Raw genomic sequence first — 14,947 nt, forward strand, 5'->3', positions numbered from 1 at the left:
CGAAGATCGCCACCGGTTGCCCGTTCTGCAAGGTGATGCTCTCCGACGGTCTGACCGCTCGGAAGAGCGAGAAGGTCGCCAACGAGTCCGTCGAGGTCGTCGACGTCGCCCAGCTGCTGCTCAACGCCGTCAAGCGCGGCGGCTGAGTCTTCGAGGTCTCGCTCTGGGACCTGAACCGGCGCAGCTGCTGTGGCGGCGACCGCGGCGTGATCGCTAGAGCTCCGAGGGTCTCGGCGAGACGACATAGGTGTGACGATGTGCCCAGCCCATTGTGGCTGGGCACATCGTCAGTTGTCGCCTAGAAATTCGAGCAAGCATCGGTTGAACTCGCTTGCTTCGCTCACGTGCGGGTTGTGGCCGCTGTGCTCGAAAACCGACAGTCGGCCATCGGGGACCTCGTTTGCGAACCACTCCATGCCCTCGAGGTGGTAGTAGTTCGTGAAGCGCGAAGTCACCACCCAGGTGGGCATGGGCAGACGAGGCAGGGTGTCGCGCCAATCAGCGACGAAGTGGTCAACGAAGAGCTTGATTACCGCTTGGTGATCGAATTTTTCCCACGGCTCTTCGCCCATTGCAGACCCCGCAGGAAGTGCGGGTTCCAGCTCTTCGTTGCTCCACTTGAAGCGCCAGTGGACACAGTCGTCAACGTTCTTCCACGTGACATTCTTGACGCCCCACGACCATTCTTCGTCATTGATGATCTTCGGAGACTGGTCAACAGAAACGAATCGTGTGATGCGATCAAACCCAGAGACTGTGAACATCGCGAGCGCCACACAAACGCCCATCGAGTGGCCGACGAGGGTGACGTCGTGGAGGTCCAGCTGCTCGAGGAGCTCGCGTACGTCCTGTCCGAGTCGTGCCAGGGTCTGTCCGTGCTTCGGGGTGTCCGATTCGCCGTGGCCGCGAAGATCGACGGCCACGACTCGGTAGCCGGCTTCCAGGAGCGCCTCTCTCTGATACTCCCAGTGCCCGCGTCGGCAGCCATAGCCGTGGAGAAGCACGATCGGCAGGCCATTGCCCTCATCGTCGAACGCGATGTGAACGGAGTCAGAGGTGATCATCGTGAGGTTTTTGCCGCGCATGGCATTCCTCTCTGTTTCAGCGTGGGTGTACCGGAACTTGGCCAGTTCCTCGTAGTGCTGCTGGATGACGGACTCGTTGATCATCAACGAGGTCCACGCAGTACCTGATCAGAACCAACTGTGATGCTGCGTAGCGCGATCGAGAGCGTTTGTCATTGAACGGATTTGGCGAATCAGCAGTCCAATATCGGAACCGAGTGCAACCATGCCGAACCCCTGATCGCGTCTCATCATCGCCTCGTCGGTCCCGCGAGCGACGAGGCCAGCGTGAATGCCGCGACCGCGAGCTCGCTTCAAGATGTCCAAATTGATCTCTGCGACCCCAGGGCCCTCCCAATCGCCGACCGCCCCGCGGCTGGCCGACAGGTCTCCGGGGCCCAGGAAGATTGCCTCTACGCCTCCCACGGACATGATGTCGTCGAGGTTCTCGTAACCGCTCTGCGTCTCGATCATCGGCACGAACAGCAGCTCCTTGTTCGCGTTGCGAACGTAGTCATCGAGCTCCAGGCCCCAGGTGACACTGCGCTCGCCGCCGATGCCGCGTCGGCCGCGCGGAGGGTAATAGGCGTGCTGGCTTGCTGCGCGCGCCTCTTCGGCCGTGTTGATGAGCGGGACGATGACGCCGTGGGCGCCTATGTCCAAGGTGCGCTTGATAGGCTCGAGGTCCTGTGTGGGCGGGCGCACGAGAACTGTGAGATCGGTGCCTCGTGCGGCTGTGAGATGCCCTTGGATGTCTCGGTAGTCGAGGTATCCATGCTCCATATCTACACAAACCCAGTCCAAGCCGAGGGCGCCCGCGATCTCCGTCACCGATGACGCTTCTGACGTCACCCAAAGTCCGTACGCGGTCTCATCTCGACTCAGCACCTGCCTCAGTGCTTCGTTCACCGCAGTTCGTCCTTCACTCTGGATTTGCGACAGCGTGCTCGCTGCGCTTGGTCACGTAGTGGGCTGCGTTCGCGCGGATGCCGTCGACTTCGTCGTCGGTGAGGGTGCGTCGGATTTTGGCCGGGACTCCTGCGACCAGGGAGCGCGGTGGGATGACCGTTCGTTCTGGCACGAGCGCGCCGGCTGCTACGAGGCTGTCCTCGCCGACCTCAGCGTTGTTCATGACGGTCGCGCCCATTCCGATGAGGACGTTGTCTCCGATGGTGCATCCGTGGATGGTGGCGTTGTGGCCGATGGAGACACCTCCACCGATGGTGGCGGGGCTGCCTGGGTCGGCGTGGATGACCGATCCGTCCTGCACGTTGGTCCGTGGTCCGATGATGACGGCTTCGTCGTCGGCCCGGACGACGGCGTTGTACCAGACTCCGGATTCGGTCCCGACGGTAACGGCTCCCACCACGACCGCGCTGGAAGCGATCCAAGCTTCGGGTGCGATCGTGGGCGTGCGGGCGTCATCGAGAGCGATGATCATTAGGGTTTCCTCGTGGAGGTTGGGGACAGCACGACCCGCTGGATTGGGCACTCCAGCGGGTCCGGCTGCCTTGCGGAACGGGCGTCTGGCGCCTCAAGCACGAGCTTGTAACTCGGCGCCTGGGTTGAGCGTGGCCGTGGGATCGAAGGCGTGTTTCACAGATTGATGGACAGCGAGGTTCACGGGGTCGAGCTCGCTTCGCAGCCACCCGGCCTTGAGACGACCGACACCGTGTTCACCGGTGATCGTGCCGCCCAGGTCGAGCGCTTCCTGGGTGATCGCGTTGAAGGCTTCGAAGGCGAGATCGCGACTGGAGGCGTCGGTGTCGTCGTAGATGATGGTGGGGTGGAGATTGCCGTCTCCCGCATGTCCGAACACCCCGATCGTCAGCCCAGTCTGCTCCGAGATGCGCTCGATCGCGGCGATGAGATCGGTGATGCGTGAGCACGGCACGCAGACGTCGTCGAGCAGCCAGTCGCCGAGCCGCTCGAGTGCGGGGAGCGCCTGACGCCGCGCCTCGAGGAGCATGTCGGCTTCGGTCTGGTCGGAACTGACCACGATCTCGCTGGCACCGACCGCTGTGCACTGTTTTTCGATGCTGACGAGCGCGTCGGGAGCATCTGCTCCGTCGTGCTGAATCAACAGCAACGCCGCTGTGTCATCACCGAGGCCCATGCGCGTCATGTCATCGACGGCCCTGACCGTGGTGCGGTCGAGGATCTCCAGAAGTGAAGGAGTGATCCCCGCCCCGGAAATCGCTCTGACTGCTTGGCCCGCACCGTCGAGAGTGGGAAACGACGCCACCAGTGTGTGGGGTTCGGCTGGTTCCGGGAGCAGTCGCAAGGTGATCTCGGTGATGACCGCAAGAGCCCCCTCGGAACCGATGAGAAGGCTGGTCAGGTCGAACCCGGCGACACCTTTCACCGTTCGTCGCCCGGTTCGCATGATGCGGCCGTCGGCGAGCACGCATTCGAGCCCGAGCACGAAATCACCGGTGACGCCGTACTTGACGCAGCACATTCCGCCGGCGTTCGTGGCGACGTTGCCGCCGATCGTGCAGAAATCGACACTGCCGGGATCCGGCGGGTAGTACAGGCCGGCCTTCCTGACGTGTTCACGGAGTTCGGCGGTGATGACGCCAGGTTCGACCACGACGACGCGGTTCTCGGTGTCGAGCTCGCGAATGGCCGTCATGCGGTGCAGGCTCAGCACGATCGCGCCCGCTGGCGCGTTGGCCGCACCGCTGAGCCCGCTACCGGCGCCCCGTGGCACGACGACGATGCCGTGTTCATGAGCTGCGCGAACACAGGCTGCGACTTCATCGGTGGTGCGAGGCATCGCCACCGCGATCGGTCGCGCGCGTTCTGTGAACTGCGATTGATCGGCGGCGTACGTGGCCACGACGTCCGGGTCGGTGGTGATGATGTCGACAGGAAGGCGATCGACGATTTGATCAATCGCGGTGGGGTCGGTGATCACTGGGAGGCTTCCGCTGGTTCGGAGAGGGCGAGTTCGAAGGTCATGGCGATGGGGTTGTGTCCCTTGATGACCGCGCCGCTGTAGACGTTGCCGTCGACGGCTGCGGCCGCGCAGGTCAGCTCAGCGCGGTGCGCGCCCGTTTCGTCGCGGCGGACCGTGCCGTCGAGGTACATGACTTCGGTGGCGGGGCCGGGAGCGGTGACGATCTGGTCGCCCTGGGCCAGGGTGGCACCGACGAAGGAGCCGATCTTGCCGCGGATCACGGCGGTGTCGAACCCGTGTTGAGCGGCGAGGTCTTCGATCGCTTCGGTGATGTCGACGTTGGGGTGGATCCGGGCGATGATGGAGCGCAGGCCGCCGGACGTGCCGACTGAGGGTTGTGCTGGTGTGGCGGGTTGCGGTTGGAACACCGGGAAGTTGATCTCGGTGTCGGGCAGCACCGTCATCGCGACGTCTCGCGTGGCGTAGAGGTCCGCGGTCACGCCAGGTCCGACGATGACCGACTCCGGGATGAGGTGACCGGCTCTCATGATCCCGTCAGCATCGACGAACTGAGCGTGGCAGTGGGTGAAGGCCTCGCCGTCGCGCAGGCCGATGGTCAGTCCACCGCGCATGAACGCCGCTGGGCTGTTGCCGGTGAAGGGTTCGCTGAAGGTTGCGACGCTGGTGCCGGCCTCGCACACCGCCGGGATGTAGTAGTTGAACGTGGTGAACGCTCCGCCGCGCAGTTCACCGAACGCACTGGTGTAGCCCTGGTCGAACACCACCTGCTGCAGAGCTTCCAGCAGGGGAGTGCCGGCCGGTAACTCGACGCTGACCGGGTGGAGGGTCGTCGGATGCACGTCGACCCGGCGGGGCACCGGCGTACCTGGCTGGGTCAGGTAGCGGACCTCGGGCAGCACTTCGGATGGGAAGGTTGTCATGGTCAGACCTCGGTAGGCCAGGAGCCCCGGTTGAGGAACTCTTCTTTGAGCAGGGCGGTGGTGACCTTGCCGTACCCGGAAGTTGGCAGTGCGGTGGCGAACTCGATTCGCTTGGGAACCTTGTAGCGGACCATGTTCGCGCGGCACCAGGTCAGCAGCTCGTCGATGGTCAGTGACGACTCCGGGCGGGGAACGCACAGGGCGTATCCGACTTCGCCCCACGTGGCATCGGGCGCGCCGACTACGCCCGCTGCGACGACATCTGGGTGTTTGAGCAGCTTCTCCTCGACCTCGCGCGGGTCGATGTTGGAACCGCCGGAGATGAACATGTCCGATGCGCGGCCGGTGATGTAGAGCAGGCCCGTCTGATCGACGTAGCCCAGATCGCCGGTGCGGAACCAGCCGTCGCGGAACGCCTTGGCGTTGGCGGTGGGGTTGTCGAGGTATCCGGCGAAGACCGCGGGTCCGCAGACGCAGATCTCGCCGCGTTGGCCGGGTTCGAGCTCGCGGCCGTCGTCGTCTTGGATGCTGATCGTCATGCCCGTGCGCACGTACCCGGCCGTGGGAATGCCATCAGGCTCAGGTGTGGTGCCGTGCAGCTGCGGCGGCAGCACGGTGATGTTGCCGGTGACCTCGCACAGGCCGTAGTACTGCACGAGAATCTTGCCGAGGGTGTCCAGGGCGGTGCGCTGGTCCCGGGAAGACATCGGCGCGCCTGCGTAGACGACATAGCGCAGGCTGCATTCGTCGGGATTGTGCCCGGGTGGAGCGGCTTGCACCAGCTTGTTGAGGATGGTGGGCACGGTGAACATCGTCGACACGGCATGGCGGTTGATCAGCTCCCACGCCTCGGTCGGGTCGAGGGTCTCACTGGTGGTGAGCACGATCGCGGCCCCGCGAGCGACATGGGTCAGGGCGTGCACGCCGGCGCCGTGGGAGAGGGGAGCCAGCACGAGCGTGGCGTCGCGGTCGGTCAGGTGCGGCATCAGATCGCAGATGTGGTTGGTCACCACGAACGCCATCTGATCGTGGTTGAGCACGGCAGCCTTCGGGCGGCCGCTGGTACCGGAGGTGAAGAAGTACCACGCCGGTGAGTTCACGAAGACGGGTTCGTCGACGACGGACTCACCGCGGCTGCTGTACTTGTCGATCAACTGAGGCACGCGAGCGCTGCCGAACTCGACGGTGGCGTCCTGCTCGTCGCCGATCGACCAGATTTCGTAGTCGGCCAGCGCTCGTGCGTGCGCTTCGCACGAGTCATCGAGGATGACCAGGTCCGGGGCGACGAGCTGAGCGAGCGGGACGACGTCGTCGGGCAGCAGTTTGTGGTTGGTGGGTACGATGATCGCCCCCAACCGCCAGGTGGCGTAGAGAACCGTGAGCGAGTCCATGCAGTTCGCGCTGTGCAGGAGAACCTTGGAGCCGGCGCGGACTCCCTGCTCGCGCATTGCAGAGGCCAGCGCGTTGACGCGTCCGTTGAACTGCGACCACGTCCAGGTGGTCTCGCCCCGGATGATCGCCGGACGATCCGGCAGCCGGGTGGCGGTCTGGGTCAGGAAAGTCGCCAGGTTGGTGGTGCGCTGCGCGTGGGTCGATCGTGTGGTCATGCGGTTACCACCTCTCAAGAATGGATGCGTAGTTGGTGACCGCTGTGCCACCCATGTTGAAGAGTCCGCCGAGGTTCGCCTCGGGGAGCTGGAACGTGCCCGCCTCGCCCGTGAGCTGCATGGCGGTGATGGCGTGCATGGACACACCGGTGGCCCCGATGGGGTGGCCCTTGGCCTTGAGCCCTCCGGACCTGTTGATGGGCAGCTTCCCATCGGGCAGCGCGATGCCCTGCTCGATCACTTCGCGACCGCGACCAGGCTCGGCCAGTCCGAAGACCTCGTACTGGATGAGTTCGGCGATGGTGAAGCAGTCGTGGGTTTCGAGGAAGTCCAGGTCAGTCGTGCTCGTCGCAGCCTGTTCCAGTGCCTGGTTCCAAGCTCGGCGCGCACCCGCGAACTCGATAGGATCGCGCCTCGACAACGGCAGGAAGTCGTTGGCATGCGCACGGGCGCGGAATGAGACTCGTCTGGGCGCGGACTTGGCGCGATCCGCGCTCGTGATCACCAGCGCCACGGCCCCGTCGGAGATCAGCGAGCAGTCCGTGCGGCGAAGCGGGGCCGCCACATAGGGGTTCTTGTCCGAGACCTGGTTGCAGAACTCGAAGCTGAGGTCCTTGTGCAGCTGGGCGTAGGGATTGGTCATCCCGTTGTGGTGGTTCTTCGCGGCAATGGCCGCCATCGCGGGGCTCGGGTCGCCGTAGCGGTCGGCGTATTCGCTGGCGATGTTGGCGAAGACGCCGGCGAAACCGCCGGAGACGTCCGACTCTTCGGGGCGGTAGCAGCCGGACAGAAGGATTTCACCTGCGCGTGAGGTGTCGACGCCGGTCATCTTCTCGGCGCCGATGACCAGCGCCACGTCACCGCGGCCGGAATCGATGAAATCGCACGCGGCGTACACCGCGGCACTACCCGTGCCGCAGGCGTTCTCAACGCGCATCGCGGGCGTGAACTGCAGCTCAGGACTGGTCAGCGAGACCAGCGACCCCTGGAAGCCCTGATCGGAGAAGCCGTTGTTGTAGACACCGACGAACAGACCGTCGACCTCGTCGGCGCCGACCTGCGCATGGCTGAGCGCTTCTGGGACCACTGAGCCGATAAGGGCCGTGACATCGGGTTCGTCGAGTCTGCCGAACTTCGAGTGGCCCCATCCGATGATGGACGTTCGATCGGCCATGTCGCCTCCAGTTGAGGTGAGAGGTGTGATTCGAGGTGAGAGTTGATTCATCAGTCCGCTCGCAGGTCCGACGCTTCGCTGCGGCGCAGCGTCGGACCCAGACGAGCGGCTTCTTCCTTGAGCAGGATTGCCAGCCGGGCCTGCCGGTCCGGGCCCAACCGCGAGCTGATGGCCGCGATGCTCAACGCCATCGCCGGTTCGCCGCTGGCGTCGGGGACCGCGATTCCGATGGCCCACGATTCGGGCACCACGGTGCCTTCGTTGACCGCGACACCGCCGCGCCGACGAATCCGGTCGGCTTGTTCGAGGATCCAGTCGGGCGTGATGTTGGGATAGGTCTCCGCGAGCTCCGCAGCGTTGGCCGCGGTGACAGCAGAAGCTTCTTGTGGTGACATCGCGGCGAGCAACGCCAGGCCGTGCGCACCAACACCGAGTGGATATCGGTCTCCTGCTTGCAGCACGTGACTGCGAATGGGCCAGGTGCCTTCCTCGCGGTGCAGGCAAACCGAGTGCGTTCCGCGCCGGACCGAGATGAACGCGGCATCTTCGGAGACCTGCGCGAGACGCACGACCGAGGCCAGCGCCTGCTGCTGCAGCCCGTGGCGGCGCTCGGCGGCACTCCCGATGGTGTAGGACTCCGGCCCGAGCCGATACCGCCGGCTCTCGGACTGCTCGAGGTAGCCGCTGTGCACCAGCTCGGCCAGCAGCCGGTGCACGGTGGGCTTGCTCAACCCCGTTTCCGACGCCAGCTCGGCCAGCGACAGCCCGCCCATGCGTTCGCGCCCGGCGATCATCGACAGCAGGTTGAGCGCGCGACGAACACTCTGCGTACCTGGCGGCGACAGCCGGTCGGTCGCTGTCGGCTGGGAAGCATCGTTCCGCATTGTGGATCCCTTAAGGCTGGGTTGTGATCGTACGTGTCTGCAACGAGCCTGTTCACGTACGTCGGTCACGATAGAAGTGGCGAGAGTCTCAGGTCAAACATTCTGTAATGTGGACCGATTTCCTCGGTGTTTACACAATTGATTGACCCCGTTTGCATGCGGAGCGACAGTGTCCCGACATCGTGACTCAGCTCACGAGCCGCAGTTCTGTGGAGGCTTCCCGCCGTCCCAAGCAACGTCGCTCAACAGGCAGGACCGAGACATGGCGACCATCGTGAACGAACGACCACCCCGCATCGATCTCCGGCAGGCCCGCTGGTCGCGCATCGGAGTGCCGCTGTTCGTGACCTACTTCATCTGCTTCATGGACCGCACCAACATCAGCGTCGCGTCCCCGCACCTGGCCGGCGAACTCCAGTTGAGCGCGGCTGCGATGGGCGTGGTGTTCTCGACCTTCTTCTGGGGGTATGTCCTCAGCGGCATGCCCGCGGGCGCCTGGGCGAACAAGGGCCGGGCCAAGACCATCATCGTGGTCTGCATGGTCGTCATCGGCCTGTCGGCCGGCCTGACCGGTGCCGTGCACGACTACCCGCTGCTCGTGGCCGCACGCATCGTCTTGGGGTTGGCCGAGGGCGCGATCTTCCCCGCGTTCGCGGTCATGTTCATCAACTGGTTCCCCTCGCGGGAACGCGGACTCGCGGTGGCCTTGACCATGTACACCGTGCCGCTCTCGACAGCAGTCATGGCGCCGCTGTCCGGCTGGTTGATCGACATCTCCAACTGGCGCGCGATGTTCGTCATCCAGGCCATCCCCGCGATCCTCGTCGCTGTCTGGCTGCACTTCGCGGTCACCGAGCGCCCCGAGGACAACCCCCGCCTGGACTCGGAGGAACGCGACTACATCGTGGCCACCCGGACCGTCGCCACCACCGATGAATCGACGTTGTTGCAGGTGTTCGCCCGTCCCACCGTGTGGTTGCTGGCGCTGGTCTACTTCTTCTGGGCCATGGGCATCTACGCGCTCACCCTCTGGCTGCCCACCGTCATCGGTGAACTGACCGGTCACGGATCGCTGATGGTCGGCTTGCTGACGGCGATCCCGTTCCTCTTCGGAACGGTCGCGTTGTACGTCGTCACCAAGACCGCTGTCAGCACCGGACGCTCCCTCGGGTACTTCATCGCCCCGTGCATCGCGATCAGCGGCGCAGCGATGCTGGGCCACCACTTCATCGATCTCGGGGCCGTCTTCAGCTTCGCGATGCTCGTGCTGTCCGCCGGATCCATCTACTCGGCCCTGGCGCTGTGGTGGACCTGGGTCATGCAGATCGTGCCCCGAAACCAGTCGGGGGCCTCGGTCGGATTCGTCAACCTGTGTGGCAACTTCGGTGGGCTCATCGGCCCCCTGCTCATCGGTCTCGTCGCGTCCCCGGGAGACACCGCATCCGGGTTCTGGATTGTTGGCGTCGGGATCCTCTTCGCCGCTGCGGTCGTCATGGTCGTCGATGCGCGCCGCACCCGCTCCCAGCAAGTCAACTAGGAGCTGAGCGCCCAATTCGGATCGCACAACTTTGAAGAGGAATGATGAGTAAGCGCATCTCGTTCGTCACCGGTGCCGGAGCGGGCATCGGCGCAGCAATCGCTGAACGCCTTGCGGAGCAGGGCACCCACGTGATCCTCGCCGATCTCAACCACGACGCCGCGAACCAGCTCGCGACGACCCTCGCTGATCGCGGTGCCGATGCCGAGGCCCTCCGGCTCGACGTCGGAGACGCCGAATCGATCGCCCAGGCCTTCGCTTGGCTCGCTGACACCTACGGGCGCTGCGACATCCTGGTCAACAATGCCGGCATCGCCCGCACCTATCCCTTCGTCGACTACCCCGACGATCATTGGCTGGCCACGCTGAACGTCAACCTCACCGGCGCGTTCCGGTGCGGCCAGCACGCGGCCCGGCTGATGCTCGACAACGAGTGGGGGCGCATCATCAACATCGCCTCCACCAGTGGCCTCCGGGCAGGAACGGGTCGTGCAGCCTACGGAACCTCCAAAGCAGCGTTGATCGGCTTGACCAAGCAGATGGCCGTCGAATTGGCACCGCACGGCATCACCGCCAATGCCGTGGCTCCGGGGCCGATCGAAACGCCGCTGTCTCGTGAAGTCCACAGCCAGGCGACGCGAGATGCCTACAACAGCCACGTCCCCGCGCACCGCTACGGCACGCCCGACGAGGTCGCCGCCGCTGTCGGTTTCCTCGCCACTGATGCGGCGGCCTACATCAACGGTCACGTCGTTCCCGTCGACGGCGGTTTCACCGCCGCGGGGATGCTTTCCGCCTGAGCCCAGGCGAATGTTGCGCCTCGCCGAAGGCGTGTCCCCAATCTCGCCCGCCGACGCGAGCGGAAACTGAAAGGACAGTTTGTGTCGAAGAACATCTTCTACGATCGTGATGCTGATCTGTCGATCGTCGCCGGACGCAAGGTCGCGGTGATCGGCTACGGCAGCCAGGGGCATGCCCACGCGCTATCGTTGCGCGATTCCGGAGTCGAGGTCGTTGTTGGTCTTCGCGAGGGCAGCAAATCCCGTGAGAAGGCGGCGGATCAGGGACTGAAGGTGCTCAGCGCTGCGGAGGCCTCTGAGTGGGCCGACGTCATCGTGCTGCTCGCGCCCGACACCTCGCAGGCGAAGATCTTCCTCGAGGACATCGAGCCGAACCTGAAGGAGGGCGATGCCCTGTTCTTCGGTCACGGGCTCAACATCCACTTCGGCCTCATCAAGCCGGCCGACAACATCACCGTCGGCATGGTCGCTCCGAAGGGGCCGGGCCACCTCGTTCGTCGTCAGTTCCTCGATGGCAAGGGCGTTCCCTGCCTGATCGCCGTCGAACAGGACCCGAAGGGCGAGGGGGAGGAGCTCGCGCTGAGCTACGCGAGTGCCATCGGAGGTGGTCGCGTCGGCATCATCAAGACCACGTTCAAGGAGGAGGCCGAGACCGACCTGTTCGGTGAGCAGGCCGTGCTCTGCGGAGGCACCGAGGAACTGGTGAAGACGGGCTTCGAGGTGATGGTCGAGGCCGGCTATGCCCCGGAGATGGCCTACTTCGAGGTGCTGCACGAGCTGAAGCTGATCGTCGACCTCATGTACGAGGGCGGCATCGAGCGGATGAACTACTCCTGCTCCGACACCGCCGAATTCGGCGGCTACCTGTCCGGCCCTCGGGTCATCGACGAGGGAACCAAGCAACGCATGCGCGACGTCCTGGAGGACATCCAGAACGGCACCTTCATCAGGCGACTGGTCGCGAATGTCGAGAACGACAACAAGGAGCTCGAAGAACTTCGGAAGAAGAGCGCCGAGCACCCGATCGAGCTCACCGGCAAGAAACTCCGCAACCTCATGAGCTGGGTTGACCGGCCCATCACGGAGACGGCCCAGTAAGTCACCAACAGGAGTTCTCAATGTCACAAGACCCCACATTCGACGGTCCCACTGCTCAGGGGACCGACGAACCGAGCCGCTCCGACACCGGTGAACTCGGTGGCGTGGTCGTTGCTGTGTTCGGTGCCGGATCCCGTGCTGAAGGGCTGAGCAACGGGCAAGCGGCGGCGTTGACGTTCGCACGTTCTGGTGCTGCGGTCGCGTGCGTCGATGTCGATGCTGATGCCGCCGAGCACGTGGCCCAGCAGATCACCGACGAGGGCGGAACGGCGCTCGGCATCCAAGCGGATGTAACGGCGGAGGCCGATGTGGAACGCGCCTACTCCACGATCGCCGCAGAGTGGGAGCCGCCCCTGGCTGTGCACAACAACGTAGGTGTGACCATCCCCGGGGAGATCGTCGATCTCGAACGCACGGCGTGGGACAAGGGTATGGCTTTGAACGCCACGAGCTGTTACCTCACCATCCGCCATGCGCTGCCCCACATGCTCGCCCGTCGACGAGGCGCGATTGTCAATGTGTCGTCGACGGCCAGTATCCGGGACACGGGGTACGTGTACCCGGTGTACAACGCCGGCAAAGCGGCCGTGAACCAGCTGACCGTCTCGCTCGCGCTCACCTATGCTTCGCGCGGTATCCGGGCGAACGCCTTGCTTCCGGGGTTGATCGACACACCGATCGGCCGTCAGGTTAGAGGTGCGGATGCCGACCTGGAACAGGAGCTGGCCGCGCGTCACGCGGCGAGCCCGACCGGGCGAATGGGCACGCCTTGGGACGTCGCCAATGCGGCTCTGTTCTTGCTGAGCGACCGGTCTTCGTACGTCAATGGCGCACTGCTGCCGGTCGACGGTGGTCTTAGTGCACGGTGCATGTGAAGCACGGCTGAGGCGTGCGTCCTCCATCAGATGGGCGAATCGTGTAGGTGGGGCCGGTGAAAACCGGCGCCACCTACACGATCGCTGACGTGTGTTCTTCGCGACTCGGAGCTGTCAGTGCTGCGCGATGAACTCGAGCAGCTGCGCGTTGAACGCCTCGTACTCGTTCAGATGGGGGGGTGTGTCCGCTACGTTCGAAGATGCCGAGTCTGCCGTTCTGAACGGTTTCGGGGAACCATCGCATGCCGTCGAGCTCGTAGAAGGCCGAGTGTCGCCCGGTGACGACCCAGGTGGGGACAGGGATTCGGGGAAGCACGTCACGCCAGTCGGCCACGAAGTGGTCGATGAGGAGGCGGTGCACCGTCTCCATCGGGAACTCGTCGAACGTCGGTGTGACCGATGCGAGGAGCTTCCGCGCGTGTTCGGGATCTTCGGGTTCGCGTTCTGAGTTGAGCCAAGCAAATCGGAAGTAGGCCGCGTCGTAGACGTTCGCGTCGGTGATGCCGCGGACGCCCCACTGCCAGTCCTGTTCGTTGACAATCTTGGGCGACTGGTCGATCGCCACGAAAACCGAGATTCTGTCCCACGCGTCGGTGGCGATGGAGAAGTAGGCCAGGCTGACCGACACGCCCAGGGAGTGGCCGACCAGCACCGCGTCGCGGAGGTCTAGCGCGGTCAACAGCTCACCGAGGTCCAACCCGAGACGAGTCATCCTTTTCCCATGTGCGGGCGCGTCCGAGCGGCCGTGCAGCCGGTAATCGAACCTGATGACGCGGTAACCGGCGTTTACCAGTGCATCGCGCTGGAAGATCCAGGTTGGGCTCTGGTCCGCGAACCCGGATGCGAGCACAACGGGGCGTCCCTTGCCCTCGTCGTCGTACCGGATAGTCACGTCGTCCGAGGTCGTCAGACTCAGATTCGTGCCGCTCACACGCCGTTCCTGGGGTTGGGGTTGGGTAGACTGGGGCGACCCATCCGACATCCCTAGGGCGGATGGGTCGCCCCAGCTGAGCCTTGAACTCGCTGGTGCAGATCTCAGTACGTGTTGGAGCTCGACGGGTGGTCGCGCCAGATCCATCGAAGCGTCTGGGGAAACACCGATCCGCCATGACGCAGGGTGTGGCCGCCCTCGCCGAAGACGAACTTGTAGTCGTAGTAGCGGTATTCGAGTGCGGCGGCCATGTCCTGGTTGGCGATCGTGAGATCGCCAAAGACCACTCTCGCGTCTCGTCGCCCGCTCTGGAGCCACATGCGGATCGGTTTGCGCGGGTTGCGCCGCACCTCGGGCACGTGGTTGTGGCCGCCGCGGATGTCGACGAAGGAACCGCAGTGGCTGATCACGTTGCCGAAGAAGTCCGGCCGGTGCCACGCGGCCGTGAAGGAGGCGTTGCCGCCGGAGCTGAATCCCACGATGACGCGGTCATGCGGGTCCGCCGACACGTTCAGTTCGCCCACTGCTTCCGGGAGCAGCTCTTCGATGAGAAAATGCGCCCAGCCGTCGTCGATCGAATCGAACTCGACGCTGCGGTTGTCCGCACCTCCGAAGATGGGGTAGCCAGGCCCCTCCTCGCCGGCCTCCACGAACACGGCGACGGTCAGCGGGATCTCACCTTTGGCGATGAGGTTGTCGAGCACGATGTGGGCGCGAAAGTCCTCCGCGAGGTACTCCAACCCGTCGTGAAAGACGAGCAACGACGCCGGTGTCGAACCGTCGTACTGCGCCGGCACGTACACCCGGTAGTCGCGCTCGACACCGGGGTACGCGACGTCGCTGGTGTGCTTCCGAACCGTGAGGGATCCTGTCGGTACGCCTTCGCGCGGCGTCGAGTCAGGGCCGAGCGAGTACTCCGGCCGAGTGTCATCTGCGATGGCGTAGGACGCCCGGTCCTCACTGGATACGTGCTTGTCGGCGAACCACTCCTCCTCGCTCGCCGCAGAATTCCCGGCCTTGCTTCGTTCGATGCTCATCGAATCCTTCTCCGTTCTCACGGGATCCTGAGCACCCCGGGGTCTTACCGGGTGCTCAGGATCCCGAACCAGCTCGCTGCCACTCGGCTGGCCCATC

14 protein-coding genes are annotated in these 14,947 nt (G+C 64.6%); 4 read left to right on the forward strand and 10 right to left on the reverse strand.

The features are described 5' to 3' along the window. Positions 1-287: 287 nt before the first annotated feature. From E1202_RS17140 to E1202_RS17175, 8 genes are all read right to left on the reverse strand, one after another. Positions 288-1,169 (reverse strand): alpha/beta fold hydrolase, encoded by an 882-nt coding sequence (locus E1202_RS17140; protein WP_132684164.1) that lies wholly within the window; start codon positions 1,167-1,169, stop codon positions 288-290. Positions 1,170-1,193: 24 nt separating this feature from the next. After that, positions 1,194-1,973 carry an HpcH/HpaI aldolase family protein gene (locus tag E1202_RS17145; protein ID WP_165943883.1) on the reverse strand — a complete coding sequence of 260 codons (780 nt, stop codon included), beginning with the start codon at positions 1,971-1,973 and terminating at the stop codon, positions 1,194-1,196. Positions 1,974-1,986: 13 nt separating this feature from the next. Further along, on the reverse strand, positions 1,987-2,505 hold the full coding sequence (locus E1202_RS17150) for a gamma carbonic anhydrase family protein (RefSeq protein ID WP_132684166.1): 519 nt from the start codon (positions 2,503-2,505) through the stop codon (positions 1,987-1,989). A 93-nt stretch (positions 2,506-2,598) separates the two neighbouring features. Beyond that, positions 2,599-3,984, reverse strand: coding sequence for an FAD-binding oxidoreductase (locus E1202_RS17155; protein WP_328590991.1), 1,386 nt, complete (start codon positions 3,982-3,984; stop codon positions 2,599-2,601). Next, positions 3,981-4,907, reverse strand: a complete 927-nt coding sequence (locus E1202_RS17160; RefSeq protein WP_132684167.1) for a PCC domain-containing protein — start codon at positions 4,905-4,907, stop codon at positions 3,981-3,983. Before E1202_RS17160 ends, E1202_RS17155 begins: the two co-directional genes overlap by 4 nt. A gap of 2 nt (positions 4,908-4,909) precedes the next feature. After that, entirely contained in the window at positions 4,910-6,514 is a 1,605-nt protein-coding gene (locus tag E1202_RS17165; RefSeq protein WP_132684168.1) for an AMP-binding protein, read from the reverse strand. Positions 6,515-6,518: 4 nt separating this feature from the next. Then, positions 6,519-7,688, reverse strand: a complete 1,170-nt coding sequence (locus E1202_RS17170) for an acetyl-CoA acetyltransferase (protein WP_132684169.1) — start codon at positions 7,686-7,688, stop codon at positions 6,519-6,521. A gap of 50 nt (positions 7,689-7,738) precedes the next feature. Continuing rightward, entirely contained in the window at positions 7,739-8,572 is an 834-nt protein-coding gene (locus tag E1202_RS17175; RefSeq protein WP_132684170.1) for an IclR family transcriptional regulator, read from the reverse strand. 262 nt (positions 8,573-8,834) lie between these two features. Here E1202_RS17175 and E1202_RS17180 point away from each other — a divergent pair, with 262 nt between their 5' ends. From E1202_RS17180 to E1202_RS17195, 4 genes are all read left to right on the forward strand, one after another. Further along, complete coding sequence (locus E1202_RS17180) at positions 8,835-10,109, forward strand: MFS transporter (RefSeq protein ID WP_132684171.1); 1,275 nt, start codon at positions 8,835-8,837, stop codon at positions 10,107-10,109. Positions 10,110-10,153: 44 nt separating this feature from the next. After that, complete coding sequence (locus E1202_RS17185; RefSeq protein WP_207918714.1) at positions 10,154-10,909, forward strand: SDR family NAD(P)-dependent oxidoreductase; 756 nt, start codon at positions 10,154-10,156, stop codon at positions 10,907-10,909. 81 nt (positions 10,910-10,990) lie between these two features. Next, positions 10,991-12,007, forward strand: coding sequence for a ketol-acid reductoisomerase (gene ilvC, locus E1202_RS17190; protein ID WP_132684173.1), 1,017 nt, complete (start codon positions 10,991-10,993; stop codon positions 12,005-12,007). A 20-nt stretch (positions 12,008-12,027) separates the two neighbouring features. After that, a complete protein-coding gene (locus tag E1202_RS17195; RefSeq protein WP_132684174.1) occupies positions 12,028-12,882 on the forward strand; it encodes an SDR family NAD(P)-dependent oxidoreductase in 855 nt (284 codons plus the stop codon). 73 nt (positions 12,883-12,955) lie between these two features. Here E1202_RS17195 and E1202_RS17200 read toward each other — a convergent pair whose 3' ends face one another. Further along, positions 12,956-13,813, reverse strand: coding sequence for an alpha/beta fold hydrolase (locus E1202_RS17200; protein WP_165943884.1), 858 nt, complete (start codon positions 13,811-13,813; stop codon positions 12,956-12,958). A gap of 104 nt (positions 13,814-13,917) precedes the next feature. Beyond that, entirely contained in the window at positions 13,918-14,946 is a 1,029-nt protein-coding gene (locus tag E1202_RS17205; RefSeq protein WP_132684176.1) for an alpha/beta hydrolase, read from the reverse strand. Between the last annotated feature and the right edge of the window lies 1 nt (position 14,947).

It is taken from the genome of Saccharopolyspora karakumensis (assembly GCF_004349225.1).
Classification (GTDB): Bacteria; Actinomycetota; Actinomycetes; order Mycobacteriales; family Pseudonocardiaceae; genus Saccharopolyspora; species Saccharopolyspora endophytica.

Coding starts and splice junctions, on each gene's coding strand:
- E1202_RS17140 (WP_132684164.1), bottom strand. CDS start 1,169: ATGATCAACGAGTCCGTCATCCAGCAGCACTACGAGGAACTGGCCAAG.
- E1202_RS17150 (WP_132684166.1), bottom strand. CDS start 2,505: ATGATCATCGCTCTCGATGACGCCCGCACGCCCACGATCGCACCCGAA.
- E1202_RS17160 (WP_132684167.1), bottom strand. CDS start 4,907: ATGACAACCTTCCCATCCGAAGTGCTGCCCGAGGTCCGCTACCTGACC.
- E1202_RS17165 (WP_132684168.1), bottom strand. CDS start 6,514: ATGACCACACGATCGACCCACGCGCAGCGCACCACCAACCTGGCGACT.
- E1202_RS17170 (WP_132684169.1), bottom strand. CDS start 7,688: ATGGCCGATCGAACGTCCATCATCGGATGGGGCCACTCGAAGTTCGGC.
- E1202_RS17175 (WP_132684170.1), bottom strand. CDS start 8,572: ATGCGGAACGATGCTTCCCAGCCGACAGCGACCGACCGGCTGTCGCCG.
- E1202_RS17180 (WP_132684171.1), top strand. CDS start 8,835: ATGGCGACCATCGTGAACGAACGACCACCCCGCATCGATCTCCGGCAG.
- E1202_RS17185 (WP_207918714.1), top strand. CDS start 10,154: ATGAGTAAGCGCATCTCGTTCGTCACCGGTGCCGGAGCGGGCATCGGC.
- E1202_RS17195 (WP_132684174.1), top strand. CDS start 12,028: ATGTCACAAGACCCCACATTCGACGGTCCCACTGCTCAGGGGACCGAC.
- E1202_RS17205 (WP_132684176.1), bottom strand. CDS start 14,946: ATGGGCCAGCCGAGTGGCAGCGAGCTGGTTCGGGATCCTGAGCACCCG.